Genomic DNA, 25,193 nt, shown 5'->3' with positions numbered 1-25,193 from the left:
ATGCAGGCCAACATGCGTCTCCGCAGGTCACGGGCTCGCGAGGGCCCCAAAGTGGATAAGGGCGGGGTCAAACGGTCGTAGCGACGCCCCGATAGGATGATCGTGACGGCGTCGAGCGGCTGGATGGTGGATGGGTCGGCGGGAGCAGTTGACAGTCGAGGATCGGGAGCTGATTTCCCGGGAGCTGAGCAGGAACCGGTCGGCGCGCTTCATCGCGAAGGCTCTCGGCCGACATCATTCGACGATCTCGCGGGAGATCGAGCGTAACGGCGGCGAGAGCGCCTACCGGGCGGTGGACGCGCAGGCGCGGTGTGACGCGATGCGAAAACGTCCGAAGGAACGCAAACTCGTCGCGTCGGCGGCCCTACATGACGCGGTCAACGCGGCCCTGGTCGAGAAATGGTCACCGAAACAGATCAGTGAGAGACTGGAAAAGGACTTTCCCGATGACGAGAGTATGCGCGTGTCGCACGAGACGATCTACGAGTGCCTCTATCTGCAGGCCCGCGGCGAGCTGCGGACCCAGCTGACGATCGCGCTGCGCAAGGGGCGGGCCAGGCGGGTGAACCGATCCCGGACAGCTGTGGCCCGCGGGCGGATCGTCGACATAGTCAACATCAGCGAGCGGCCGAAGGAGGCCGAGGACCGCGCCGTGCCCGGGTTCTGGGAAGGTGATCTCATTCTGGGCAAGGGGAATAAGTCCCAGATCGCGACGCTGGTCGAGCGTACCACGCGGTTCGTCATGCTCGTACGTATTCCCTACGACCGTAATGCCGAGAAGGTCGCCTACCTGCTGGCCCGGAAGATGGAAACCCTGCCCGACTTCATGAAGAAGTCCGTCACCTGGGACCAGGGCAAGGAAATGGCCCGGCACGCGAAGTTCACCGTCGCCACCGGCATGCCCGTCTACTTCTGCGATCCGCACTCGCCGTGGCAGCGCGGCTCGAACGAGAACACCAACGGACTGCTGCGCCAGTATTTCCCGAAGGGCACCGACCTGTCGTTGCATACCCAGGCCGAGCTTGATAAGCTGGCTGAGCAGTTGAATGGGCGACCGCGGCAGACGCTGGGATGGGCGAAGCCAGTCGAAGTCTTCAATGATCTGCTGGCAAATCATGCGTCGCTATGATCACTTGATTCCGCCAAGTTATTTCATTCCGAATCCTAGGCAGGTGATTAACGCGTCACCACCCTTGATTGTCTTCCGGCCACGGGCCCATCGTCGGGCCCGGTCCGATTCTGCACTCACGCACTGTAGCGGGGTACTGTGCCCGAATTCGGCGACCGGTACGGGCCGACATAGGGACACATTGCAGAGTGTAATGCTAGGGCTGCGTCGAACTCGATCTCCGCTTGACATCCTGCGGCACTTCAAGGCAAGTTATCAAGCACTGGCTTATTCGCACATCGGCCGACTTCATCGAGCCGACGCATTTGTCCTCTCCAAAATGGAGACTGTCGTCGCTCAATGCGACAGTATTGATATATCAGACGAAGCCCACAGGTCGTGCACGGTCGGGGCCGCGAGCCCTGTCCGAGTACAGCACTCCAATGCCCTGCATGACGCCGCCTCCAGCCGAGAGCGTTCACCTCACCGAGGATTCATCGTGTTTACGCAGTTTAGGTAGAATAGCTCAAGTCGGGGGACGAAATGAGCATTCGCATAGTTGTCGCCGTCCAACATCTTCTGATACTGGAGGCAATTGTCGAGTCTTTGGAAAAAGTGGCAAATTTCAACATCGTTGGCAAAGTAGCCGAACCCAAATACCTCGTACCCACCACACTCCAGGTGCGGCCGGAGGTCGTGGTGGTGGATGCTGAGGGATTCGCGTGGGAATCTCTTCCCCGGGCCGCCGGGACGCGACGAGTGAGCCCGAGGCTCGGTGTCATCCTCATGGCAACGCTGCCCTCGCGCGGTCTTGTCGACAAGGCCCTCAAGGGAGGCGTGCTGGGTATCGTGTCCAAACAAACCGGGCTACGACACCTCATCGACGCCATCAGTGGCGCCGCAGCCGGCTACATGATCATCAATCCAACACTGCTTTGGGCCCCGCCGACGAAGTGCGGGCCCTTATCCGAAAGGGAGGCGGAGATCCTGCGCCTGACGGCATCAGGTGCTTCTGTGAAAGAGATAGCGCACGATATGCATCTCGCCGCGGGGACGGTACGGAATCTCACATCCGCGGCTATCAAGAAACTCAACGCACGTAATCGCTTCGATGCCGCACGGATAGCAAGTGAACGATGTTTGATCTGATCAGCTGTGCGACTGTGAAGTCGGTGCCGCTCGCCGGTCCGGGCGACACAAGCGATCACGGGCCGGGGCCTACCGGCGCGGACCCTGCGGGCTGTCCTCGCCGTCGAGTCCCAGCGGGCGCCGGTGAGGTCCATTCTGTCCTTGATTGACGAGGTGGCGGCAGGCGCCCTCGATGACGCCGGTGGCGATCGGCCAGCCTTTCGCGAGGGCGGTGGCGTAGCCGAGGTAGGGAGCCTTGACATCGAGGTAGTCGGCGGCGGTGTCGGCGCCTTTGCGTTCGGCCTGGTTGTAGCTGTTGTAGGTGGCGCGGCGGTGGATGCCGGTTGGCGACGTCGGCGGCTTTCCCCGCGAGGACCTTACGGGCCTTGTCAGTCGTCCAGGTCTCGGAGTCGGGGTCGCCGGTGTCAAAGAACGACCAGGCGGCCTTCCAGAGGTATTCGAGGACATGGATGAAGTCGATCAGGATGTGGACCGTGACGCCACGGCCCTCCGCCTCGGCGGTCACCGCGTCGAGCTGGCAGGTGCTGCCGTCGACGAGCACAACCCAGGTGCGCAGGTGGTGCGGGTCACGCCGCCTCGTCGAAACCCCTGGGCAACGACGGTCGCCAGGTCGTCGACGACCGAGCCGGCCAGGCCACGTCCCGGTCGCTTCCGGCCCGTCCTTCCCCTCCGCCCCGGGCAGGAGCAGCACATCCGCCGGGGTGCGCGCGACCGGGACGGTGTCACGGACGGCCGCGAGCTCCGCGATCCGTTTCCGGCCGTTCTTCTTGCCGGGCGACAGCCTCGTCGCCAGCTTCCGGCTCGCGGCGGCGGCCTTCGCGGTCGCCGGGCGCAGCGTTTCGGGCCGCATCACGATGCCCTTGCCATCGAACTGCAACACCAGCAGCCGCTTCTCCTCGGCGGCGCCGGGCCGGTCCTGGGCGTAGTAGGCGTCCACGTCGACCGCCGTGGCGGCGGGCGACCTCGACCAGTTGCCGCTTACCGACCCGGACCCCGGTCGCCTGCTCCACCGCGGCCACGGTGTCGTCGAACGACCCGCGGGCACGAGACGGGCCAGCCCGTGCGAGTGCAACCCGGCGGGCAGGTTCAGCTCGGCGTCAACGGGGTGGAGGTTCGCCACTCCCCGGCCGTTGTCTTTGGTGTGTGCGCCGGTCTCAGGCGGAGGCCGGGGTCCCGTTGATCCTTGGTCCACCGGCCTGACGGGCTTCTTGCAGGACGTCGTAGCCGTAGAGCCAGGCCATCCGCCGCAGTTGGACGTTGCCCAGCCACGCGGGGTCCCTTCGGTGCTGCTCCGGGCCGTCAGCCAGATGCATGACGCGTGCGTTGTGCCGGGATTCGCGCTGGATGAGCGTGGTGCGTGGAACGCGTAGTTGCTGGTACCGGCCCAGCGCATCCGGGATGTCGTCGGCCTGGGCCAGGCAGACCGCAAGAGCCGCTGCGTCCTCGATGGCCTGATTGGCACCCTGCGCCAGGAACGGCAGCATGGAATGGGCCGCATCACCCAGGACGGCGATCCGCTGCGAACACCAGGTACGTAGCGGATCCCGGTCATGCAGTGCCCAGCACCGAACGCTGTCCCCAGCCTCCAGGATCCGTCGTGTGGTGCCGTTCCAGCCCGCATACTCAGCGAGCAGTTCTTCTTGATCCCCGTCGGCTGACCATGATTCCGACACGTGGGGACGCGGTGCGGTCGCAGCGAAGCTGATCAGTCGCCCGCCTGCCACGGGGTAGGACACGCAGTGCTTGCCCGGTCCGATCCATATGCGCACCTTGGGGATTCGGCCCAGTCCGGAGAGCCGCTCCGCTGGTATCAGGCCACGGTAGACCACGTTACCCGAGTACACCTGCTCATCGCGGATCAACGCGTCTCGTACCGCCGAATGGATTCCGTCCGCGCCGATCACCAGGTCGGCCGTTCGGACGGTACTGTCCGCGAAGTGAAGCTCGACACCGTGCTCCTGTTCAACCACGCGGACAAGCCGACTCCCCAGCGACACCCTTTCCATGCCGACGGCCCGCTTCAGCACATCGTGCAGATGGGCGCGGTGCAGCGTGTAGTAGGGCGCGCGGTACAACTCCTGGCACAGGGATCCCAGACTGGTCAGGGACAGCAACTGGTCGTCGTGCCAGCGCCGGATTTCTATGGCCTGGGGCGCGACCGCAATCACGCGCAGGCTGTCCGTCAGGCCGAGCCGGTTCAGCAGCCGCACCGCGTTCGGCGCGAGCTGGATCCCGGCCCCGACCTCCGAGAGGTTCTCCGCCTGTTCGTACACCCGGCACGGAACGCCGGCCCTCGCCAGGGCCAGCGCCAGGGTCAGGCCGCCGATGCCGGCCCCGATCACCGCGACAGCGGGCGTGTTTCTTCCCTGGACCATCTTCTGCCTCCAGACCCGCCCGTCACTGCTCGCGGCAGAACTCGTCGATCGGGTAGCCGACGTGCCGGTCCGCCGTCGGTAGATGCCCCAGCACCCGGTCGCCGGGCTTGAGTTCGGTGCTGTTGAGCACGGCGCCTCCGGGGCCGAGAACACGGACATGCCAGTCGTCCTGAAGAATCAGATTGACTTCTCGGCCGTTTCCGGCCACGGCGTCCACGGAGATGAGCGGGCGCTTCTCGATCTTGACCCGGCCGACCGGGACGATCCGCGTCCGGCCCTTCACGTCGACGGCCAGGACCTTGCTGCCCGAGTGGAGTTCGCTGAGGTACTGGGTCCTGCCGCCGGCCGAAACCGTGTAGGAGTGGATCGCGCCGGCGTTCACGCGGAACGGACGGGTCGGCATGTAGGGCAGGGGATGGGTTTCGCTGACGCAGAGAATCATGCCCTTGGAGTACGAGCCGACGAGGATTCCTTCGTCCTCGCGCAGGTAGGCGCAGGTGTCCACACACGCCCGTTCACCGATGCCGATGTGGGTGGTGGCCGTGATCTCCAGTTCGACCAGCTCCAGTTCGCCGGTGGCGGCCTCCGTGGCGCGTTTCAGGGCAGTCGCGTCCCCCACTGCCCGTCCCGGCATCATGACTCCGTCGGATCCCAGTTCCAGGACCCCGAAGACGATCTGCGCCTCCACCGCGTCGTCGGCGCGAGTGACAATGGAACCCTCGGCTCCCACGGCTGCAGCGATCACAATCTCCAGCGGTATCTTGGTCGGGTCCCGGAAGTCGAGCAGGCTCCACGGCTCGGTATGGGCCGCGTCGCACGCCTCCTCCAGACTCGGGGCGTCAACGATCTCGACGCGGCGCCCGAACTGGACGGCGGGATGGCGCTCCTCCAGTGCGCGGCGCCCCGTGAGACCGGACGGCAGGATCACGATGTCCGCCGCCGAGAGGTCAGGAGTCTCTGGTGCTTCGGCTGTGGGGCCGTCATAGAGAAGTATCTTGCGGACCGTGGGCGGCAGCCCGCCGAGGTCCGCCGGATCGTCGCTCACGATGCCGTCGATCCGCTGGTGCACAGCCTCATCGAGGACTGCGGCCCGGGCTTCGCCGGCCTCGCGGATGTCAAGCCAGCACAGCTTCCTTGCGTTCACTTCGCTGCCCTTCTGCAGTCGGTTCGAGACGAGGCTCGGATTCCGCATGGACCAGTTGGGCCACCGCCGCAGCCATCCGCCGCGGGTCGTCGGCCTGGAAGATGCTGCGGCCCATGGCCACGCCGGCGGCCCCGCCGTGCAGCACGTCGCGTACGTACGCCAGAACGTCGTCCTCACTGCGGCGGGGTCCGCCGGCGCACAGCAGGGGGACGGGGCAGGCGTCCGTCAGGTCGCGCAGGGCCGGGACGGACCCGGGGAAGGGGGCCTTGACCAGGTCCGCGCCCAGGTCCACGGCGAGTGTGACCGCGTGCGCGATCAGCTCCGGATCATGCGGGTCGCTGATCCGCGGCCCGCGCGGGTACATCATCGCGAGCAGCGGCAGGTTCCACTGCTCGCAGCGCTCCGCGACCCGGCCGAGGTCCCCGATCTGCTGGCGTTCGTCGAGGGAGCCGAGGTTGACGTGCAGACTGACTGCGTCCGCACCCAGCCTGAGCGCTTCCTCCACTCCGGTGACCAGGTACTTGGCATCCGGATCGGGTGCGTGAGCGGTGCTTGCGTTGAGATGGACGATCACCGACATGCCGGTGAGACGGGCGGGACGAAGGTGCCGGAGGCTGCCCTTGTGGACGACGATGGCGTCCACGCCGGCCTCCACCAGCTGACCTGCGAGGCCGTCGATGGTGGTGCCGCGCGGCACCACGGGTCCGTCGCTGATCGAGTGGTCGAGCGGTGTGATCGCCAGCCTGGCGGGGTGCCAGCGGTGGAGCCGGGCCATCCTCAGCGCACGGGCGAAGTGCTGTTCTGTCACAGTGCCCTTCCTCTCTGCACTGTCCCGCCGCCCAGCGCTTCCCGCTCCGCTCGGGAACGCAGTGACGCTCGGTCCGGTTTCCCGTACGCGGTGAGCGGGATCTCGGCCCATCGGCTGAAGTGCGCAGGTGCATGGGCCGAGTCGAGCGTGGCGGCCACATGGCGACTCAGCTCCTCGTCTGTGACCGAGGAACCGGGTGCCAGGACGACTGCGGCGTGCACGTGCTCGATCCGGTCCCGGTCGTGGACGCCGAAGACAACGGCATGCCGCACGTCGGGATGCTCCTGGAGCGCCGACTCGACGGCCGTCGGGTAAACCTTCTGTCCGCCGGCCTTGATCACCTGGCCGACCCGGCCGACCAGCCGCAGATAGCCGTACTGGTCCCAGTAGCCGAGGTCACCCGTGCGCAGCCAGCCGTCTCGCAGAGTGCTGTGCGTGGGGACGCCGGTCTCCAGGTAGCCGTCCATCACTGTTGTCGAGTACGTCCACACCTCCCCCACGTGGCCTCGCTCCACCTCAGCGCCGGTGTCCGGGTCACACATGCGGACCTGCACCCAGGGGAAGGGCCGCCCGACCGTCGGCAGGAGTTCGGGCTCCTGGTGGTCCAGCGGCGTGAGGCTGGAGATGCCGCCCGCTTCCGTCGTGCCGTAGAGCTGGACGATGGCGTCGCGGAAGCAGGGGACCGCCTGCGCGATCCGACGTGGCGCGGCCGGGGTGCCGCTGTAGATGAGCCGACGCAGGGACGACACATCGGTGCGGGGAAGGTCCTCATGCTCAACCAGGCGGTACAGGTGCGGAACGGCCAGATAGGTATCGGTGATCCGGTGCCTGGCGACATCGCTGAGCACGGTGCCGGCGTCAAAGCCTTCATGCAGGACCGCGCTGCCACCGGCGGCGAGGACGGAGTCGACCATGAAGCCGACAGTGTGGCTGACCGGCGTCACGGCCAGGATCCGCGACGGTAGGTGGGTATCGGTCCGGCCGGAGAACCCGCGGACGGTCGCGTTCCAGGTGCGGTACGACTGAGACAAGCTCTTGGGTTGTCCCGTGCTTCCGCTGGTGAACGTGACCAGAGCACGCGCGTCGCCGTCGTACGGGGGAAGATCAGGCAGCCGGGGCGTACGACCTGTGTCGAGCGGCACCGCGGGGTACGTTTCCGTCACGAGGGTGAGCAGCGTCGTGGCGGACGCCACGAGAGCTCGTCCCCGGTCGATGTGTGATGCGTCGACGACCAGGACGCGGGCCCCGACCTCCTCGAGGATCCGGGACTGCACCTGGCGCGACAGCATTTCGGCGTCGGTGCGGGGGTTGGCGGCCCGGACGTAGACGACGGATGCCCCGATGAGGTGTGCCGCATATCGGCAGACGAGCATCGCCGGATGATTGGACGATGCAAGGACGGCAATGGCTTCGCGTGGGCCGGCACCGCATTGCAGGAAGGTTTCTGCAGCATTCAGGATCAGCTCGGCGAGAAGCTCGGCCGTGATTTCTCTGTCACGCCAGCGCACCACGAGCGAGTTCGGCCTCTGGACCAGTCCGTAAAGAATACGGAAAGCGCAGTTCTCATGGTTTTTCCATAAATCCGGGATTTCCAAAGAGAAGGCGCCGGTGTAACTGGTCATGGTTCCACCCGTCCGGGTCTTGACGACGGTGCGCCTGTCCGGGCAGATGGTCCGGACAGGCGCACCGCTCACTACTGAGGTCAGCAGCAGGAGGATGACGACGACGACGACGAGGAGCAGCAGAGTATGCCTGAGCCAGACGACGCACCCATCTCCGGTAGCGCGACGCTGTCGGAGACCTCCAGCACCTCCAGCTCCTCGATGTCGAAGCCGGCGAACAGCTTGTCGTCCATGGGCTTCTCGCTGGCGAGAGCGCTCATTGTTCTCTCCTTCATCATGGATTGCGTCAGCCTGTAGGCCGACAATGTGATTCTGCGGTCTGATCGGTACGGAACGCAACCGCAGCCGTATGGGGTGCTGACATTTGTCACTCCTGACCTTACGCCGATCACTTGTCGTGTCGCAGAAAAGGGCAGAGAGAAGTCCAGGTAGTTAGCATGAATCTGGCCTGCCTTCGGTGTGCGATCGTGGGCCAGATACGGAGGACCGATAGATGAACGGCGCACTGCCGTCCACCCGAACAGGTATGGAGTCCGGCGGATCCGCCGACGACTGCCACGTGCTCGTGGTCGGCTACGGGCCCGTCGGCCAGTTTCTGTCCCTGTTGCTGGCCCGGCGAGGCTGGCGGGTCACGGTGACCGAGAGGCAGCCGCACCCCTACCCCCTCCCACGCGCCGTGGCCTTCGACGCACAGGCGGCCCGCGTTCTGGCAGCGGCCGGACTGCGCGCGGAACTCGGTGCCATCGGAGAGCCGTCACCGGACTACATGGTTGTGAACGGCACCGGTCGGACACTCCTGCGCATCGGCCTAAGCCCCGGAGACGAGCATCGCTGGCCGGACTCGACATCGATGTACCAGCCGCGGCTGGAGGCGGCGTTGACCGAACACGGGGAGCGGTGTGCCTCCTTGCGAGTGCTGCGGGGACAGGAGGCCCTCCGGCTCGTGGCGCGCGCGTCCCACGTCGAAGTAGGGCTGCGGGACACCGGGTCCGGTGCCGGCCGTACGGTTCGGGCGCGCTGGGTCGTGGGGTGCGACGGTGCCGGCAGCTTCGTCCGTACGGCCATGGGCGCGTCGCTGACCGACTACGGCTTCTCGCACGACTGGATGGCCTGCGACGTCGTACCGCACCATCCGGAGGAGTTCCCCGCGTGCAACGTCCAGTACGCCGATCCAGCCCGGCCGCGCGTCGCCGTCTCGGCGGGCCCTGGCCGCAGGCGCTGGGAGTTCATGCGGCTGGCCGGCGAGTCCGCCGAGGAGTTCGCCGGGGTGGCGAAGGCGTGGGACCTGCTGTCCCTCTTCGGTGTCACGCCTGCCAACGCCACGCTCGTGCGGCATGCCGTGTACACGTTTGCGGCGCGTGTCGCGAACCGCTGGCGTCGCGGGCGCGTCCTGCTCGCCGGCGACGCTGCCCACCAGATGCCGCCGTTCGCAGGGCAGGGCATGTGCTCGGGCATCGGTGACGCGGCCAATCTCGCATGGAAACTCGACCTGATCCTGGCGGGCTGCGCGGACGAGAACCTGATGGACAGTTACGAGGCGGAGCGCGCGCCGCAGGCCCGGCAGACCGTCGAGATGTCCACCCAGCTGGGCCGGATCATCTGCGTGACCGATCCGGCGGCGGCCGCCGAACGGGACCGCGCACTGCTGGCCCGCGCGACGCCGGCGACATCCGGGAAGTCGACGTCGGGACACGGCACCGACGCTGTGCCAGGCCAGGCTATGGACGGACGGTTCGCGCACCACCTGTCCGACGGCGCTCCGGGGCGAGGCACCGGACGACGTGTCCCCGAGGTGCGGCTGGGCGCTGTCGGCTCTCCGGAGCCGCGCATGGAAATCCTGGGCCAGGACTTCGTCCTGCTGGCCCTCGGCGTGCCGGAGGCACTGCTGGAGGCGGGGCTGGCCGAGCGACTTCGGGACCGGAGTGTCCGCCTGGTACAGGTCCTGCCGGCGGGCGCGGCCCCAACCGTCAGCAAGGAGTGGGAGTCCGTCGCCGACGCCGGAGGATTCCTGCGGGCCTGGCTGGACGGCATGGGCGCGCGGGCCGCGCTGATCCGCCCCGACTTCCAGGTGTTCGGCGTCGGCAGTGACCGAGCGGAGACCTCGGAGGTCGTCCGTGAACTGCTGGAGCGTGTCCGAGTCCCGCACGCCGGCGCCCTCTGACGGCGGCTGGTTGGATCCGGTACGCGAAGGGGCGTCCGCCTTTGGGTGGACGCCCCTCGATCTGCCCGGTCAGCGGAACCGCCTGCCCTCGTCCCTGCGATACGCGAAGACCGCGAGGGCCGCGAGGACCACCGACCACAGGACGAACACGATGAGGGATGTGGTACTCGGCCTGAAGTCGCCGACGGCCGCCCACATGAGTTCGACCGCGCCACGGCTCGGCACGTACGGAGCGATGGTCTCGATGAAGCCGGGAGCCTTGCCGGGGGCGGAGAGCAGGCCTCCGGCGAAGGCGATTGGGAAGAAGACGACCTGCACTACGGCGAGGGCCGCTTTGGTAGGCAGCAGGTAGCCGATGGCCAGTCCCATCAGGCTGAAGGGCAGCGAGACCAGGACGACGACACCCACAGCCGCGGCGAACCCGACCGCCGAGATGCGGGCCGGCGTGGCCACGGCAGCGATGACGACCACCGGGGCAAGAGAGACCAGCATCATCACCAGGCCGGAGATCAGTCTGCCCCCGAACTTCGGCCACGGGCCGACGGGAAGAGTCCGGGTGTAAGGGTCCCAGGGCTGGGCGCGGTCCTCGGCAACGCCGACGCCGTGCCCGAAGAGATTGCTGATCATGACGGCAAAGACGACCATCGAAGCGGTCGCGTAGGTCGCACCTGCCGGGTCGTCGCCGGTCGCCGGAACCACGAAGAAGAGCATCGAGGCCGCAGGGAAGAACGCGGAGCCGATCACCGCGATGGGGATGCGGATGGTCTGAAGGATCTGGTAACGGGCATGCAGGAGGGTCATGGACACGGAGTCTTTTCCTTCCGCGTACGGTGGACGGCGCGGCGGTGCCGGGGGCGTCAGGCGGACGAGATGGCCATGAAGGCCTCCTCGAGCGTCGTCGGCCGGATCTCCAGCCCCGAAAAGGGCGCGCCGCTGCCCACCAGGTCGCGTACGAACTGGTCAGCGTCCCTGGTCAGCACGTGGGTGCGTCCGTCGATCTCCTCGACCTTGATGACGCCCGGAAGCGACGGCAACGAAGCGGTCACCAGGCTGACGCGCTGGACGTCGACCATCCCGCGGATCGCGGTGACGGAGCCGTCGGCGAGCACCCGCCCGCCGGAGACGACCACGATCCGTTCTGCGAGCGCCTCCACCTCGTCGAGGTAGTGACTGGTCAGCACCACCGTGCCGCCTTCCTGGTGGAACGCGCGGATGTGGTCCCACAGCACCCGGCGGGCCTCCACGTCGAGGCCGGTCGTCGGTTCGTCGAGGAAGACGAGGCGGGGCCGGCCGACGAAGGCGAGGGCCACGGCCAGTCGGCGCTTCTGACCGCCGGAGAGACCACCGGTCTGACGGTGCGCCAGATCGGTCAGCCCGAAGCGGTCGAGCAGCGCATCGCGGTCCTCCGGAGCCGGGTAGTGGGCCGCGACAAAGTCGACCACCTCGCGCGCGCGCAGTGTCTCGGGCAGTCCGGTCTCCTGCGGGGTGACTCCGATGTACCGCCGGCCCGCCGGGGTCCGAGGATCCCGCCCGAACAGTTCACAACGACCCCGGTTCGGGCGACGCAGACCGGTGAGGACGTGGATCAGGGTGGACTTGCCCGCTCCGTTGGGCCCCAGAAGGCCCACCAGCTCGCCGGCCCGCACCTCGAGGTCGAGGCCGTCGAGGGCCGTCGTGCCGCCGTAGCACCGGGTGACGCCAACGGCCCGAGCGACCACCTCGGCGGCCTGCGGCGCGGGGGTCCGCGCTGGCACAGCCAGCGGCTGGTTGACCATGATCACCCCTCGTGTGCGCTGCGATGCGGGTCGGGGGCGGCAGGCGTGCCGGACGGGCCGCCGACGGGAGCGTCCAGGGGGAAGAGCCGGACGAGCCGCGCGTACGTCTGCAGTTCGTCGACCAGACTCAGGCCGAGACGGTTGTGGAACATGTGGACGTGGGAGAGCACGATGCGGCCCGGGTGGGTCGTGCCGGTTGCGCGTACCGTGTCGGCGAGTTCGGTCAGGAGGCGGTGCCACAGGGCGAAAGCACCGTGGCGCTCGGGGTCGATGCTCCCGCGTCGCGATGCCCCCGCCGTGGACAGCGCCGGGCGGTCCGCACCGGTGAGTCGATCCAACTGCTGCTCGGAGTAGCCGAATCCGGCCGCCACCATGCCGCGCCAGGCGTGCAGCGCCTGGTGGTAGTAGTCGGCCTGCTCGCCACGTCCGCCCAGCGCAGCGCCCGCCGACACCGTGGCCCGGAGTGCGACGGCCGACCGCTCCCGGGTGCCTGGCAGGCTCGGCAGATGTGTTCTGACCAGCTCGCTGGAGACCTGGAAGAGCCGTTCCGCACCAGGCATCAGCGCTGCCCCGCCGTACCGCTCGGTCTCGGGCACGAACACCGCGCGGTGGACTCCCGGCGGCAGCGGCCCCCCAGCCGTGTCCTCAGCCTCGCCGCCGGTGGCAGCCAGACGCCGAGCGGCGGTCCGGTGGCTCTCCGCGTCGAGAGGCTCCTCGCCATCGCGCAGCGTCCCGGCACGCGCGAGCCGCTCCCGCAGGGACTGTTCGACCTGTTGCGCCTCGTCGTCGTCCAAGTCGCCGACTCTGAACCGGAGATGTGGACCAGCCTGCCAGTAGCGGATGAAGAACCACGGTTTGCCAGGTACGTCGTCGACGGTGGGGCCGATCACCTCGCCGAGTACGCGGTCATGAAGGGATCCGGCCACGGACCCCAGGTGCAGATGCCACGACCGCCAGGTTGTCGGGACGTCTCCGGCTCGGACAGGGCTGCCGGGAGCGATCGTACGGTTCACGTGTGTCTCCCTCAGCTTCGCAGGTCGAGCATCAGGCCCCGGTATCCGGGAGTTCCGCCGATCACCGCCAGCACGACCATCTCCTCGGAACCGAGACCCAGGACGCGCCGTGCCGCTGCCTCATAAAAGGCCCGTACGGGCCTGGCGTACAGGCCCGACCCGGCTGCCGCGAGCGTCAGTCCGTGGGCCGCCCAGCCGCACACGTACTGGATCGTGGTCCAGCCGCCCGGACCGTAGCGGTCGACCACGACTCGGGGGTCGACCGTGAGAAACCAGATCATCGAGGCGTGCCGAACGTCGCAACCGTTGCCCGGTGCCAGAGTGTAGCCGTAGACCTCTTCGAGACGGGCCGCAGCCGTCGTGTCCGCCGCTTTCAGCACGGTGTGGCCGTCCGCGACCTCGTACACCCCGTCGCGGTGGCCCTCGATGCCCTGGATCACGACGGTCGTTCTGATCGCGTTGGACACGCCCCGCAGGACGTCTCCGGGCGGGGGCACGCCCAGCCAGCGCACCGCGTCCTGGAGCACGGCAGCCGGGAGTACCCGCCGCCGACCGTTCATGCCATACAGGCCTCGGGGCATACGTCCGGACGTGCGTGACCACAGCAGTTCGGCCCAGGACCGTTCCGCTGCCGCGGTCACGTCATCCTGGCTGGGCGCCGCGGGTCCCAGGGTGGCCGGCGCTTCGGTGAAGGTCTGGGCCCGGTTCATGGCGAGGACGTCGGCGAGCACGGGGTCGGGAACGGTATCGGCGCCCCGCCCGGTGGTCTGCACCGGTGCCGGTCGTTCGGCCAGTTCGACGGTCAGCGGCAGCGTCCACTCCCAGGCAGGGCGCAGGCCGAACTCGCGCAGCCGCCCCTGGCCGCTGTTCGGCAGCCGGAGCCGGCCGGACAGGCCGAACAACTCCAACGCCAGGCACAGGGACCGCAGTGCGATGCCCATCTCCAGGTGGACCAGCGCGCCGCGGAACCACCGGTAGCTCGCGGGCAGCCGCGTGTACCGCCCGATCAGAAGGATCTCGCAGCCGTCGGCCGAGGGGTCCTGCGGGGGGTTGGCGCCGGCGAGGTCCACCAGCGCGTTGCGGTGGACATCCAGGACCTGCCGTCGTTCGCGGTCGGCTACGAAGGCGTGCACGGGGAACTTGCTGCGCACGGACGCATAGCCGCGGTGGTCGTTGATCGGATTCTCCGGCTCGCGCCGGTGCGGGCCGAAGGCGGTGACCAAGGCGTGCCCGAGGGCTTCGGCGGATGTGCCGGCCTCGGGTGCCCTGCCGCACGGGTAGGGCATGCGCTCCAGCAGTTCCACCGTGCCCAGGGGAAGCGGGGTGGCCGGTGCGCCGGGCTCGGTGACCGGCAGCCGCGGTGCGACCTCCTCGGGGGCGTCGGGGGCCGCGAAGCCTGCCTGCTCGCCGTAAACGCCTGGCACCGCCGGCCGGTCGTCACCCAGCGCGTAGGCGTACCACATGACATCGCGGGCCATGGTCTCGACGTCGTCCGGTATCGGTCCGCCCGCACGGTCGCGCAGGAGCTGGTCGGGATGAGGGTCCATGTGCGTCTCCCACACCTCACGGGAACGGATGAGGGTCATAAGGGCAGGGCCGGTCGGCCGTTGGCGTGCCCGCGAGCGCTGCGGTCAGCCGGGGCAGGCCCAGCAGCCGCTGCTGCGCGTGGCCGAAGCACATGGGGATGATTCCCGGCACCACCGCCTTGGCGACGGCGACCTGAAGGTCCCGGTGTTCCCGGGTGGACTGGTCGACCAGCACGATCCGGTCCAGACCGGCGCGGGCGAAACGTTCTTGCATGGCTCGCAGCGCCCTGAGCACGCTGCCCTTCGCCTCCTCGCGCAGCCGGTCGGGCCATCCGGGAAACGCTTCGTCGAGAGGGACCCGCAGACCACCAAGCACCGGGGTGACCCGTCCGAGCGTCTGAGGAAGGGTGTAGAGCCGCAGGTGGTCGTCGAGTTCCTCGACCAGCCAGGGGTCTGCGAGCATGGGCTCGATGTCGGCTCTGGTCCAGGTGACCGGGTCGGTGACGATCTGGCCGAGCTCCCACAGGGCACTGCGCACCACGGACGCCGGATTGCAGCCAGACCCGGCGGCCGAGAAGGTGGCCGGGAAGTGCCGCTCACGGTTCATGGCGAGCGCCCACACCACGGGTAGGTCGATGTCCTGGGTGGCGACCAGCAGATGGGCGTCGAACCCCCGCGAGTCGATCAGGTCGAGCAACCGACGGCTGGCCGGGTCGGTGATGGAGGCCGGGTCGATGGCGGGCAGCGGGACGGCACAGTGCCAGGCAATGAGGAAGGCATCGCGTTCGGCCAGTTCGAACAGTGAGTGCAGTGCCGCCTCTTCCAGGCTTCCGCCCAGCGCGCAGCCACTCGACGAGTCGTGGAAATAGCGGCGACGGTCGTGCGGGGCGGCTCGCTGCGCGGCATGGTGCGAGCGTTTGAAGCGGTGGTCGTACTGGTAGAAGCCGATGTCCGCGGGGACAAGCAGGGGTCTGCCGGTGGCGAGGTCGTGGCCCCAGACCCAGTCCATGGGCGTGGACGGGAAGCTCGGGGTCACGCGAGTGCTCGGATGGGCCAGTTGCTGCGCGGTGTACCCGCCGAGTGAGGCGGGATCCACGGCGTGTTCTGCGACCTCCTGGTAGGCCACGTCCTCGATCACCGAAGCCTCGTACGGAAAGCCTCCCAGCCGCTCGTAAGCCTCCAGGACCGCGACCGGTTCGGCCGTTTCGAAGTCGACGGCCCGCGCGTATCCCATGGCGGGTGCGTTGGGCAGTGCCGCCATGCTCATCGCGTAGGGGGCGCGCGACTCGCGGACGACTTCCCGTACTGGGCCGAACCGCGGGTCGACGGTACGACGGCGCAGGGCGCCGGGGGCGAGCAACCGGCGGCCCGTGAGGCCCCGGGTGGGGTCGTGAGGGTCCGCCGGGTGGTCGTGCAGCACCAGCCTGCCGGGCGGGGGAGCGGTTGCGGTGCCAGTGGTGCGGGCGCCGCACAGAGGGCAGCCGGAGCTGCGTGGAACCCGGTGGCGGCGGGTTGACCCGGTGCCGACCGCGTAGAGCTCACCGGGCCCGAGAGGCTGGGCGGTGAGGTGTTGTACGGCGGCCGCCAGCAGCTCTGGCAGCAGGGGAGACCGAGGAAGCGGGACCTCGGTGGGCACTTGCAGTGCCTCGACCATCGGGTGGGCGCGAACCACCCGGGAGCGGACCTCGGCGCATCCGCTGCATCCGGCATCGGTCGCGGGCGCCCACAGGGGGCCGATCAGAGTCTCGTCCGCGTACAGGCGCACGGAGAGGTGGCTGCGCCTGTCCTCGACAGCCGATCGCCACTGCTCGCGCTCCCAGGCGAGGTCCCACCCGATGCCCAGGGACACGGTGCTGCCCACAGCGTCCGGAAGGTCGGCGAGCGCCTCGTGCCAGGCCTCGTCGATCGCTCCGCGCACCCGCACAAGAGCCGGTATGGGAAGGGCGAAGGCGACCTTGGAGGGCTCAGGCATTGCCGTCCTCCGGGTCCCTGCGCCGCGCTTCGACCGTCCCGGACCAGTACGGAAGATCGCCGAGCACCGGGTCCGAGCGGTGCGCCAGCCCGAGGTAGCCGATCCCCTCGGCGGTCCCCTGCCCGACGACGTCGGCGCTCAGGGCGGCGAGTTCGGCGGCGGACGCGACGAGGAGGGCAGCGGTGTTCACATGTGCGATCCCCACGTCCGGCAGGAGCCGCCGGGCCTGCTCGTGGGCGAGTGCGGTGCCCAGCGCGGCGTGCCGGGCCTCGGCCTGGTCGCGGCCCCAGCCAACACCGAGGACCTTGCCGTGCTCGCCCTCGACGCGGGCCAACCGCCAGTCCAGGCCCGCCACCTCCAGATCGAGCAGAACGACGAGCTGCGCCGATTCGTCCGTCAGCAGCCGGAGCACCATGCGGTCGTCGGCGGGCAGTTCTGCCCTGTTGACGGCACCACCAGTCCGTGCCCGCTCCACGAGCAGCCGCAGTGCGCCGTCCAGCAGCCACTGCTGCGGCGTGAATCCGGCGGCACCCACTCCCTCGTCCGCGCGCAGAGCGCGCAGTGCGTCCAGTACGACGGCGACGGTTGCCGCCCGCTGTCCGGCCCCCCACCCGACGACGGAGCCGGTTCGCCCGAGCCGGTACTCGATCTGCCGCAGGGCCAAGGGCATCTGAGGCAGGGCGTCGTCCGTGACGAGCTGGAACAGCCCGGTCCACGGGGCGGTGACCTGGTAGATCCGCTCCAGGGCCTCCTCCTCGTCGGGGGCGGGCTGCTGCGCGACAGAGTCGAGAGAGCACCAGGTGGCTGGGCCAGCCGAGGACTGGGCGCCGGGCACGGTGACGCGGTCGGCGGCTAGGTCGTCGCCATGGACGACATGCGCTTCGGCGGAAGCGGCACAATTAGTGAGGGCATCAAACAACAGCTGACCAGCGAGCGCTCCCGCGAGCCTGTCCGCCCCCGGCCGGGCGACTGGTCCGCCGGAGTGCCTGTGGGCCCACGACAGCGCTCTTTCCGCCGACGCGGGCCACTGCCCGGATGCTGCCGTCGCGTCGAGAACTGGTCCGACGACCGTGGCCTCGCCCAGGCTCACCGGTACCAGCCATCCGGCCGGCCGCAGGGAGACCCGGGGGGCGGGCTCGCCGTCTTCCCCGGGACACCAGAGCACCGCGTCGGCTTCGGCAAGTGCTTCTTTGAGTTCTTCCTGGTCACTGAGGAGCCGCGCTCCCAGGCGCTCCCCCACCGCCCGCACGGGGTCGAGGTCCCCATCGGGAGTAGCCAAAGCCAGGTGCCCGGCGCCTGCCCGGGCCAGTCCCCGGGCGGCTGGGGACACCACGGCCGCCGGGCCATAGAGCACCACATGTGCGGTCCGCAGGGCGGCGAAGGCCGCGTAGGGATCGTCAGTAAACGCCTCCAGGTGGGCGAGCGCCTCGGGGAAGCGATCCCGTTCGGCGATACCGGTTTCAGCCACAGTGAACCCTGCGGTGTCCAGGAGCATGTCGTGGCTGAGCAACCCGTCGACTACCTTGCGTACCGCCGGTCGGGCCTTCTCGGTGCCCAGGGCACGCACGAGATCGTCCTCGGTTGTGCCCTCCTCCAACAGCGGAACGCAGAGGTCGGCGATGGTGAACAGTAACTCCGGCCCGCGCATGACGAACTGGCTTGTCGGGCCACTGAAGTACACGCCGCCGGGGACCGGTGCGTAATGCAGGTAGGTACGCGACTTTATCTTCATTCCGGCATTCCTCCGTACTGGAACGTTCCGCCCGCTGGGCGCCCGATCTCGATGACCCACTCGGCGGCGTGCGGGCCGTCCCCGACGCCCGGCAGGGCCTCCTCCAGGTATCCGGGGCTGCGCCGTTCCATGAGCCTGGGCAGCACCCGCACGCTCAGGGCGCTCTGCAAGTCCACGTACTGCGGCTTCTGCCGTTGCCGGTGGGCCTGGGCGTCCTCGCCCGAGGCGATGGCCTCGCGGCGGTAGCCGTCGTCCAGGGGGGTCTTCAGGACGATCTCCGCCGGAATGCAGTGGCGGGCACGCCACTTGGTGAGGGCCAGCAGGCGGTCATGTTCGGCGGGCCCGGCCGCGACGGCATCAGCCATTTCCCGGCCGCCGTACCACCGGCGCCGGGAGAGTACGGCGGAACCGACGCGCAGCCGGGGACAGGGCCGGCTCGAGTCGCCGTCCCATCCGGTCGTCGAGTGCCAGCCACCGATTAGGTCCTCCATCAGCCGTCCACCGCTGACGAGCCAGGTAGCCACCCGTACGGGTGGCGGGAACAGTTCGGGGTGCCCGGCGCCGAGGGTGAGGACACGGGTGGGCCGTTCTTCCGCGTCGAGCACGGTGAGACCGTCGGTGTCCGGGTCATGGGCGAGCCGGAAGGTGAACCAGTCGTCCGGGACCAGGCCGTCGGACAGGACGGGTGCGTGGGCGTTGACGTTGAGACGGTGCAGACCGAGGTCCTCAACGAGCCGGTGGCCGTCCGTGCCGTACTGCCGTCGCAGCCGCTCGGCAAGATGGGGCAGTGCGGCACCGCCCAGGTCCCGGTCCGGGCCGAGGAACCGGCCATAGAGCATGCCGTGCCCGGCGTATGCGTCGTTGAACACCAAGTGCCCGTTCCAGGATTGCACGAGCACGCTGTGCGCCAGTGGTGCGGCACGGAACCGTGCGGGCAGTCCGGTGGCCAGTGCACGCACGTGCCCGGGGCTCCAGACCACCTCCTCGGTATCGCTTCGGGAGATGTCAGCGTAGAGCTTGTCCAGGACGTGTCGACGCAGAACCTGGAGTTCGTCGAGCGAGCCGTCGGCCGGGCCGATACCAGGGGGTACCTTGCCGTCGACGGCTCCGTTGTGCCGGTAGACCTCGGCGACCAGGTACGCCGCGTGCTCCGCCAGAGGAACGACGGCTCCGCGGCCGAACCGTTCCACGAACACGGCGGACAACAGGGCACGGACATCGTGGAGCCGGTCGAAGACTGACAGCAGTTCGACGCCGGCGGCAAGGTCATTGAGCCGGTCGCGCCAGGCAACGGTGGCCACTGTCCGGGGCGGCAGGACGTAGTCCTCCTCGACGAGGATCTGCGCGGGTCGACCCGCATGACGGCTGACGTCCGCCAGCGCGCTCCTCAGTCGGCTCAGTTCGGCCACGCGGTCCTCCGGCGGGGCGTCGGCGATGACTTTCAACCGCCGGGCCACATCGTCAAGACGGACGACCGGGCTGTCGGGCCGGTGGAGAAGCGCTGAGTAGGGCGCGTCCCCGTCCTCCGGCCCGTCGCACGTGCACAGGATACCCGCGCCCACGGCCTGTGCTATGGCTCGCACCGCCTGGTCGTAGTGGACTTCCGTCCGCTCTGCGATGTGGCCGGCGATGGCGCCGACACGGCGGGGGCCCATGGCCGTGGCTTCCAGGACCGACTGCACAAGGCCTGTCACCGGTGTGGACAGCCGCTGGATGCCCTTCGCCGTGGGGCGCATGAAGTACAGCCGGGCGGAGGACTCGTCGACCTCGGCCGTCGGTGGGAGCTGGACCCAGTGGTCCAGCCCGACGCCGTCCCTCGGGGCGGTCAGCCCGGCAGCAACATACCCGAGCATCACCCGGTCCAGCCCCATGAAGGGGACGGCGCTCGCGAAGCGGATCTCGTCGGGGGCCCGACCCCGGTCATCGGGCACCGCCACGCCTACGGCGGTAAAGCGGGAGAGCGGGCTGGTGCGAATCATGGCCCGGGTGACGTACTGCACCAGACCACGCTCCGACTTGCGCAGTCGCGCGGGCAGCGGACGTGAATCCGCCAGTGCGGCGCGATACCGATCGGCGCCGTCCGACACCTCGGGCGCCACCAGGGCCAGTGCGCGGCGCAGGTCGTCGTCGGCGAGCAGGGCACCCAGCCCCTCCCGCTCCCGGGCGATGGCCTGTGGATAGGTGTCCGCGATCCGTGCCCGCAGTGCGTCGCGCCGGTCCCGCGCCGCCGCCCACTGGTCCACCGCTGGCGTAACGGCCGTGCCGCTACGCGGCCGGCGGTCGTTGTGAACGTCTCGGCGCAATGCGATGAGCCGGCCGCGTGCCTCGCGGTCGGTAGTGGCGCCAATCAGCTCGTGCAGCTCGTCGGAGCACTTCTGCGCCGCTGCCGCGAGTGTCGCTTCGGCGGTAAGGAGGTCACCAAGCACTGCGGCCAGCGCGGGGTCGCTCAGCCGGGTGCGGCGCAGCAGGTTGACGCGCAGCACCCACAGGGGCTCGAGGGCTCCTGCCGCGGGTGTGGCAGGGGACGTGGCGGTCGACTCCGCCTGCTGTACGGTCATGCCCGGCTGGCCCTCCGCTCCAACCGCTCCTGCCAGGACTCCCCCAGCACCTCGTCGACCGTCTCGGCGACGGCGTAGCAGACGTAGTAGCGGTGCAGCGGGGAGACGCTCAGCAGGGGCAGCTGCTGGTAGAAGAGATTCACGAGCAGGCGGTACGAGGCGAACCACTGCGGCGGCTCGGCGATCACACCTGAGTCGTTCATGACCCGGTGGAAGTCGCTGGGCCCGGTATCAGCCATCGACGGCCGTCCCGGTGGGCCCATGGTGGCGGGGTCGAAGCCGCCGTCGAGTTCGTCAAGCCCGTCCAGGGTCAGTGCTCCGGTGAGCACGGCGTGATCGAAGACGCCCATCGTGTAGGCGAACGCCGTCTGCCAGGCGGTGTAGTGGCGATTCATGTCGCCTTTGAGGGCGGACTCGACCAGCGAGCGCAGCCGCGGCGCGTCCGACGCCAGCCTGGCCCGGAAGGCGGGACGCGGATCCTTGCGGGCCGATGCCCAGCTCAGGAAAGCCTCCACGTGCGAGCGCAGCGAGAACACACCGTAGGCGACGCCGGCGTGGTGCGCATCGGCGAGGGCCACGAAGGCTTCCAGTACGCGGGTTTCGGCCTGCGCCCCATGCTCGGCGACGTCCTCCAGTGTGTCGATCAGGGGGAGGTCCAGGCGGCCGAGGGCGACCTCGCGGAGCGCGTTGAGGGCCACGGGCCAGCGCGCGGTGTCGCTTGGGCCGAGCCGTTCGACCGTGCCGTGCGCTCGCATCGGCAGGTAGGGAGGGGGGACCCGCTCCAGGCGGCCGAACTCACGTGCCTTTTCCAGGTAGGTTTCCTCGCTGATCGCGCTTGACGGGTCGAGCGGGCCGGCATCGAGACGGTGGGCCATTTCGTCCCACGGCGGGGGGCTGCCGCCCTGGTCCACGCGCGCCACGAGGTCGACATGCGGGCCGTGTAGCCAGCCGCGTCGGAGATAGACCATTGAGGCACCGTGGGTCTCCCGCAGCTCTCGTGCAGCCGGCACGACCGTCCGCACCAGCCATCGCGGGTTGACCGTTCCGCGGGTGAAGAGGCGTAGACCGGTCACCGTGTCGTCCGACGGCGGGACCTTGGGTTCTGCTGTCTTGACAGTCACGCTGCGACACCTGTTCGGACTTGTAGGGCTGCGCGGTCGTCACCGACCGGCTCGAACGGCTGCGGCCTCCAGCCGGAACTCCGACCTCCGAGCCACCTACCGACGATCCTGCGGATCCCCAGGGCCTGCGACAACGCGTCATCGCCCAGCCCTGACAAGAGTCACGATGTGCGTGACATGGATCAGAAGGCTCTGGCTGCTCCCGCGGCGCACCGAGTGAAGTAGCGGACGAGACAGCAGCGGACAGGAGCCGAGATGTCAGCCACACAGGAGCCCGGCACGGCGCGCACACGCCCGGACAGCGGTGTCGATGTCTTCGAGGCCCACTATGCCGGAGCCCCGGGAGCCGGCTGGGAGATCGGGCGGCCTCAGCCCGTGTTCGTGGAACTCGCCCATCGAGGAGCCTTCACGGGCCGGGTGCTGGATGTCGGCTGCGGCAGTGGCGATAACGCCCTCATGACGGCCGAGCTCGGGCTGGACACCACGGGTGTGGACGCCGCTCCCAGCGGTATCGCGCTGGCGCGGCAGAAGGCGGCAGAACGCGGCTTGGAGGCTCGGTTCCTGGTCCAGGACGTCCTCGAGCTCGAAGGCCTCGGCGAGCAGTTCGACACGCTGCTCGACTGCGGGCTGTTCCATTGCTTCGCACCGCAGGACCGTGTGGCGCTGGTGGCCTCTCTCGGCGCGGCCCTGCGTCCGGGTGGACGCTGCTTCCTGATGTGCTTCAGCGACCGGCAGCAAGGCACCTGGGGTCCGCACCGGGTCTCGGAGCGGGAGTTGCGGGAGAGCTTCGCCGGTGGCTGGCGCATCGACCTACTCGCTCCTTCGCGCATCGCCGTGACATTCAATCCGGGGGCCGCCCAGGCATGGCTGGCGGCTTTGACGAGGCTGTGAAGCTGCGCAACCCGCCGTCCCGATCACATGGCCTGCGGGCCGTCAACGGAGCATCAGCATAAATTCCACCCTGCCACGGGTCAGCAACTCATCAACGGCAAATCCTTCGACATGGACCGGATCGACATCCGACCCAGGCTCGGAAGGCCGGAGATTTGGAAGATCACCAACGCCGATGTCAACGGTCTCCGAAAACGGGATCTGTCCCTGATCTTGTGATCGAAGTAGACCCGGGCGCTGTCAGGTCGCGAGGAGGACTCGTTTGCGGAGGAGGTCGAAGCTCGCGCGGCCGTACATCTGCCTCTTGATCATTTTGATGCGGTTCACGGCTCCTTCGACCTGACCGGAACTGTGCGGCAGGGTAAGCCCGTTGAGGACGGCGTCGTGGTCACGCAGGAGACCGCGGGTGAAACGGTGCAGTTCGGACAGGTCGTCGGCGTCGACCCAACCATTGAGCCGGTCCCCGTGACGACCGGTGAGCATCTGCGCGAACGCCGTGACGCGGTCGGCGGTCTTCTGGAGGTCCGGGCAGCGCGTGAGAATCGTCTTCGACGCCAGAGTCTCGTCCTCGTTGAGGTGCTCGGGGTGGGTGAGGATCCACCGGGTCACGGTGCGGACCTTGGGAGCCTACCGTGCCGCGGGTGCGGCGGTGCCACCGCCGGCGCGTAGTGGGCGCAGGTAGGCCAGAACGACGGCTCTGCTCCCGGGGTAGCCCTGGGCTCGGATCTCCCCGAACAGCTGGCTGCCGTTGGTGATCCCGGCGTTGACCCGCCCGGTGAGGTAAGGCTCCCACGGCCGCAGAATCGAGCCGCGCTCGTCGCGGGCCTTCGCCAGAACGTCGTCAACGCTGGTCGCGCGGTAGTACTTACGGACCGTTCCTCGGGCCAGACCGAGTCGGGCGGCGATCGGTTTGATGCCCACGCCCGCGGCCTTGAGCTCCTGGACGGCGGCGTACCGCTCACGGGCATGTCGCACGAACGCCCGCTGCTCGAACTGCGCGTCCCGCGCCGCGGCCACCGCGCCGTCGAGGTCCGCCCGCGGGCCGTCCACAGCCTGCTCGGTGGACGGCGGTTCCGCCAGGCAGGAACGGTGCCGGGCCACCGTCGTCTCGACATATCCGGCGAGGTTGCTCCACAGGTGGAAGCGGTCCGCCACCTGCACCGCGTCCGGAGCGCTGGTACGGGCGCCATCGGCGTAGGCACCGGCCCGGTCCCGGCAGATCACCCGCGCACCGGGATGCCCAGCCAGCCGGCGAACGTCGCCGCTTCCCGGTCAGGCAGCAGGTCCACCGGCCAGCGGCTGTCGAGATCGACCAGGACCGTCCCGTAAACCCGACCCCGGCGCAACGCGAAGTCGTCCACCCCGAGGACCGTCACCGCCCCGACCTGCGGGTCGGGCAGTGCCCGGACCCGGCGCAGCAGCGTGTTCCGACCAGCCGGAAGCCCCATCCTGCCGGCCAGGCGTGCTCCGGCTCTGCCCGCCAACGCCAACCCGATCGCTTCGATCAACCGGTCGGCGAGCGGGGTGAACCGGGCATGCGGATGTGTCAGGCCCACGACCTGCTCCGCGAACGTCACCCGTGGACAGCTCACCGCCAGGCAGCGGAACCGCCGGATCAGCAGGTCGATCTCGACGTGAGCACCCGCGATCGCCGCGTCGACCAACCGGCGGCGATACCGCCCGTGGACCCGCTCCGAGAGCACTCCGCACCCGGGGCACGCAGCAGCAGCTCCTCGAACACGAGCCCGTAACCGCAGCCGATCACCAGACCGGTCCACCCGATCGACAACGAGACCCGCCAGGTGCGGAAGGACAACCCCAAGGTCAGATCTGCGTAGTCTCTTCACCCGGTGGGTGCCTCTCGTCAGGACGTCATCGGTTGGTGGTGGTAACCCCGATTCTTCCTGCACGGCAGGCACCCGCTCACGTTCCAACGATCTACGAACTCCCAACATCACCAGCTACTGGCGGATCTAGGTCTGATCGTCGCGCCCCCTCTCATCGATGGCGTATAGATGAGAGCTTCCTGTAGCTGCCTGCGGGCTCCGGGGACCTGTGATGTCACCAGTAGTAAGCAATGAAGTTCGAAGGGCTCTGCCTTCGGTCGGCGTCAACCTTGGGCGTCGCCCTCGTCTGGCGAGTAAGGTGCTTCCGCTGAACGCTCGGGTCGTGAAAGTTCCCACTGAACTTTCCTCACCTTGTGAATTGGGAATGTGTGATTTGGACAATTGCCAGCCA

At 68.7% G+C, this 25,193-nt stretch carries 20 protein-coding genes and 1 pseudogene; 4 read left to right on the top strand and 17 right to left on the bottom strand.

Annotation, left to right across the window (positions count from 1 at the left end; all coding sequences use genetic code 11):
• The first annotated feature begins 130 nt into the window (after nucleotides 1–130).
• Both FRANCCI3_RS21285 and FRANCCI3_RS25115 read left to right on the top strand, forming a co-directional pair.
• A complete protein-coding gene (locus FRANCCI3_RS21285) occupies nucleotides 131–1,129 on the top strand; it encodes an IS30 family transposase (RefSeq protein ID WP_035958930.1) in 999 nt (332 codons plus the stop codon).
• Nucleotides 1,130–1,651: 522 nt separating this feature from the next.
• Nucleotides 1,652–2,257 carry a response regulator transcription factor gene (locus FRANCCI3_RS25115; RefSeq protein ID WP_011438570.1) on the top strand — a complete coding sequence of 202 codons (606 nt, stop codon included), beginning with the start codon at nucleotides 1,652–1,654 and terminating at the stop codon, nucleotides 2,255–2,257.
• A 110-nt stretch (nucleotides 2,258–2,367) separates the two neighbouring features.
• Here FRANCCI3_RS25115 and FRANCCI3_RS26480 read toward each other — a convergent pair.
• From FRANCCI3_RS26480 to FRANCCI3_RS21255, 6 genes and pseudogenes are all read right to left on the bottom strand, one after another.
• Nucleotides 2,368–3,380: pseudogene (locus FRANCCI3_RS26480) on the bottom strand (ISKra4 family transposase); the annotation flags it as partial.
• 31 nt (nucleotides 3,381–3,411) lie between these two features.
• Nucleotides 3,412–4,632 carry an FAD-dependent monooxygenase gene (locus tag FRANCCI3_RS21275; protein ID WP_011438569.1) on the bottom strand — a complete coding sequence of 407 codons (1,221 nt, stop codon included), beginning with the start codon at nucleotides 4,630–4,632 and terminating at the stop codon, nucleotides 3,412–3,414.
• A gap of 22 nt (nucleotides 4,633–4,654) precedes the next feature.
• Entirely contained in the window at nucleotides 4,655–5,776 is a 1,122-nt protein-coding gene (locus tag FRANCCI3_RS21270) for a 3-dehydroquinate synthase II (protein WP_011438568.1), read from the bottom strand.
• Nucleotides 5,748–6,584, bottom strand: coding sequence for a 2-amino-3,7-dideoxy-D-threo-hept-6-ulosonate synthase (locus FRANCCI3_RS21265; protein WP_011438567.1), 837 nt, complete (start codon nucleotides 6,582–6,584; stop codon nucleotides 5,748–5,750). The genes FRANCCI3_RS21270 and FRANCCI3_RS21265 overlap by 29 nt, the downstream gene beginning before the upstream one ends.
• Nucleotides 6,581–8,206, bottom strand: coding sequence for a class I adenylate-forming enzyme family protein (locus FRANCCI3_RS21260; protein WP_011438566.1), 1,626 nt, complete (start codon nucleotides 8,204–8,206; stop codon nucleotides 6,581–6,583). Before FRANCCI3_RS21260 ends, FRANCCI3_RS21265 begins: the two co-directional genes overlap by 4 nt.
• A gap of 80 nt (nucleotides 8,207–8,286) precedes the next feature.
• Nucleotides 8,287–8,466: a thiazolylpeptide-type bacteriocin gene (locus FRANCCI3_RS21255; protein WP_023841539.1), complete on the bottom strand. Its 180-nt coding sequence runs from the start codon at nucleotides 8,464–8,466 to the stop codon at nucleotides 8,287–8,289.
• Nucleotides 8,467–8,699: 233 nt separating this feature from the next.
• Here FRANCCI3_RS21255 and FRANCCI3_RS21250 point away from each other — a divergent pair, with 233 nt between their 5' ends.
• A complete protein-coding gene (locus FRANCCI3_RS21250) occupies nucleotides 8,700–10,367 on the top strand; it encodes a bifunctional 3-(3-hydroxy-phenyl)propionate/3-hydroxycinnamic acid hydroxylase (RefSeq protein WP_011438565.1) in 1,668 nt (555 codons plus the stop codon).
• 69 nt (nucleotides 10,368–10,436) lie between these two features.
• Here the strand turns inward: FRANCCI3_RS21250 and FRANCCI3_RS21245 are convergent, their stop codons facing one another.
• From FRANCCI3_RS21245 to FRANCCI3_RS21210, 8 genes are read right to left on the bottom strand one after another with little or no spacing between them, the layout of a single operon-like run.
• Complete coding sequence (locus FRANCCI3_RS21245; RefSeq protein WP_011438564.1) at nucleotides 10,437–11,174, bottom strand: ABC transporter permease; 738 nt, start codon at nucleotides 11,172–11,174, stop codon at nucleotides 10,437–10,439.
• 50 nt (nucleotides 11,175–11,224) lie between these two features.
• Nucleotides 11,225–12,142 (bottom strand): ABC transporter ATP-binding protein, encoded by a 918-nt coding sequence (locus FRANCCI3_RS21240; protein ID WP_011438563.1) that lies wholly within the window; start codon nucleotides 12,140–12,142, stop codon nucleotides 11,225–11,227.
• Between the two features lie 2 nt (nucleotides 12,143–12,144).
• The gene (locus tag FRANCCI3_RS21235; RefSeq protein WP_011438562.1) at nucleotides 12,145–13,155 is read right to left on the bottom strand and encodes a thiopeptide-type bacteriocin biosynthesis protein; all 1,011 of its coding nucleotides are present in this window, start codon (nucleotides 13,153–13,155) and stop codon (nucleotides 12,145–12,147) included.
• 11 nt (nucleotides 13,156–13,166) lie between these two features.
• Nucleotides 13,167–14,702 carry a hypothetical protein gene (locus FRANCCI3_RS21230; RefSeq protein ID WP_035958941.1) on the bottom strand — a complete coding sequence of 512 codons (1,536 nt, stop codon included), beginning with the start codon at nucleotides 14,700–14,702 and terminating at the stop codon, nucleotides 13,167–13,169.
• A 16-nt stretch (nucleotides 14,703–14,718) separates the two neighbouring features.
• Nucleotides 14,719–16,653, bottom strand: a complete 1,935-nt coding sequence (locus tag FRANCCI3_RS21225; RefSeq protein WP_011438560.1) for a TOMM precursor leader peptide-binding protein — start codon at nucleotides 16,651–16,653, stop codon at nucleotides 14,719–14,721.
• On the bottom strand, nucleotides 16,646–18,385 hold the full coding sequence (locus FRANCCI3_RS21220) for a hypothetical protein (RefSeq protein WP_011438559.1): 1,740 nt from the start codon (nucleotides 18,383–18,385) through the stop codon (nucleotides 16,646–16,648). Before FRANCCI3_RS21220 ends, FRANCCI3_RS21225 begins: the two co-directional genes overlap by 8 nt.
• Nucleotides 18,382–20,943 carry a lantibiotic dehydratase gene (locus FRANCCI3_RS21215; RefSeq protein ID WP_011438558.1) on the bottom strand — a complete coding sequence of 854 codons (2,562 nt, stop codon included), beginning with the start codon at nucleotides 20,941–20,943 and terminating at the stop codon, nucleotides 18,382–18,384. The genes FRANCCI3_RS21220 and FRANCCI3_RS21215 overlap by 4 nt, the downstream gene beginning before the upstream one ends.
• Nucleotides 20,940–22,064, bottom strand: coding sequence for a hypothetical protein (locus FRANCCI3_RS21210; protein WP_011438557.1), 1,125 nt, complete (start codon nucleotides 22,062–22,064; stop codon nucleotides 20,940–20,942). The genes FRANCCI3_RS21215 and FRANCCI3_RS21210 overlap by 4 nt, the downstream gene beginning before the upstream one ends.
• A 255-nt stretch (nucleotides 22,065–22,319) precedes the next feature.
• Here FRANCCI3_RS21210 and FRANCCI3_RS21205 point away from each other — a divergent pair, with 255 nt between their 5' ends.
• Nucleotides 22,320–22,955: a class I SAM-dependent methyltransferase gene (locus tag FRANCCI3_RS21205; RefSeq protein ID WP_011438556.1), complete on the top strand. Its 636-nt coding sequence runs from the start codon at nucleotides 22,320–22,322 to the stop codon at nucleotides 22,953–22,955.
• 240 nt (nucleotides 22,956–23,195) lie between these two features.
• Here FRANCCI3_RS21205 and FRANCCI3_RS27605 read toward each other — a convergent pair whose 3' ends face one another.
• Genes FRANCCI3_RS27605 through FRANCCI3_RS27595 form a run of 3 tightly spaced genes read right to left on the bottom strand, consistent with a single transcriptional unit; the run spans nucleotide 23,196 to nucleotide 24,658 of the window.
• Complete coding sequence (locus tag FRANCCI3_RS27605) at nucleotides 23,196–23,564, bottom strand: ISL3 family transposase (RefSeq protein WP_011438555.1); 369 nt, start codon at nucleotides 23,562–23,564, stop codon at nucleotides 23,196–23,198.
• A gap of 18 nt (nucleotides 23,565–23,582) precedes the next feature.
• On the bottom strand, nucleotides 23,583–24,179 hold the full coding sequence (locus FRANCCI3_RS27600; protein WP_011438554.1) for an ISL3 family transposase: 597 nt from the start codon (nucleotides 24,177–24,179) through the stop codon (nucleotides 23,583–23,585).
• On the bottom strand, nucleotides 24,176–24,658 hold the full coding sequence (locus FRANCCI3_RS27595; RefSeq protein WP_023841534.1) for an ISL3 family transposase: 483 nt from the start codon (nucleotides 24,656–24,658) through the stop codon (nucleotides 24,176–24,178). Before FRANCCI3_RS27595 ends, FRANCCI3_RS27600 begins: the two co-directional genes overlap by 4 nt.
• Between the last annotated feature and the right edge of the window lie 535 nt (nucleotides 24,659–25,193).

It is taken from the genome of Frankia casuarinae (assembly GCF_000013345.1).
GTDB classification, from domain to species: Bacteria; Actinomycetota; Actinomycetes; order Frankiales; family Frankiaceae; genus Frankia; species Frankia casuarinae.
Note: the sequence above shows the minus strand (reverse complement) of the source record. Positions and strands in the feature narration are given on the sequence as shown.

Coding starts and splice junctions, on each gene's coding strand:
- FRANCCI3_RS21285 (WP_035958930.1), top strand. CDS start 131: ATGGGTCGGCGGGAGCAGTTGACAGTCGAGGATCGGGAGCTGATTTCC.
- FRANCCI3_RS25115 (WP_011438570.1), top strand. CDS start 1,652: ATGAGCATTCGCATAGTTGTCGCCGTCCAACATCTTCTGATACTGGAG.
- FRANCCI3_RS21275 (WP_011438569.1), bottom strand. CDS start 4,632: ATGGTCCAGGGAAGAAACACGCCCGCTGTCGCGGTGATCGGGGCCGGC.
- FRANCCI3_RS21260 (WP_011438566.1), bottom strand. CDS start 8,206: ATGACCAGTTACACCGGCGCCTTCTCTTTGGAAATCCCGGATTTATGG.
- FRANCCI3_RS21255 (WP_023841539.1), bottom strand. CDS start 8,466: ATGAGCGCTCTCGCCAGCGAGAAGCCCATGGACGACAAGCTGTTCGCC.
- FRANCCI3_RS21250 (WP_011438565.1), top strand. CDS start 8,700: ATGAACGGCGCACTGCCGTCCACCCGAACAGGTATGGAGTCCGGCGGA.
- FRANCCI3_RS21240 (WP_011438563.1), bottom strand. CDS start 12,142: ATGGTCAACCAGCCGCTGGCTGTGCCAGCGCGGACCCCCGCGCCGCAG.
- FRANCCI3_RS21230 (WP_035958941.1), bottom strand. CDS start 14,702: ATGGACCCTCATCCCGACCAGCTCCTGCGCGACCGTGCGGGCGGACCG.
- FRANCCI3_RS21225 (WP_011438560.1), bottom strand. CDS start 16,653: ATGCCTGAGCCCTCCAAGGTCGCCTTCGCCCTTCCCATACCGGCTCTT.
- FRANCCI3_RS21220 (WP_011438559.1), bottom strand. CDS start 18,385: ATGAAGATAAAGTCGCGTACCTACCTGCATTACGCACCGGTCCCCGGC.
- FRANCCI3_RS21215 (WP_011438558.1), bottom strand. CDS start 20,943: ATGACCGTACAGCAGGCGGAGTCGACCGCCACGTCCCCTGCCACACCC.
- FRANCCI3_RS21205 (WP_011438556.1), top strand. CDS start 22,320: ATGTCAGCCACACAGGAGCCCGGCACGGCGCGCACACGCCCGGACAGC.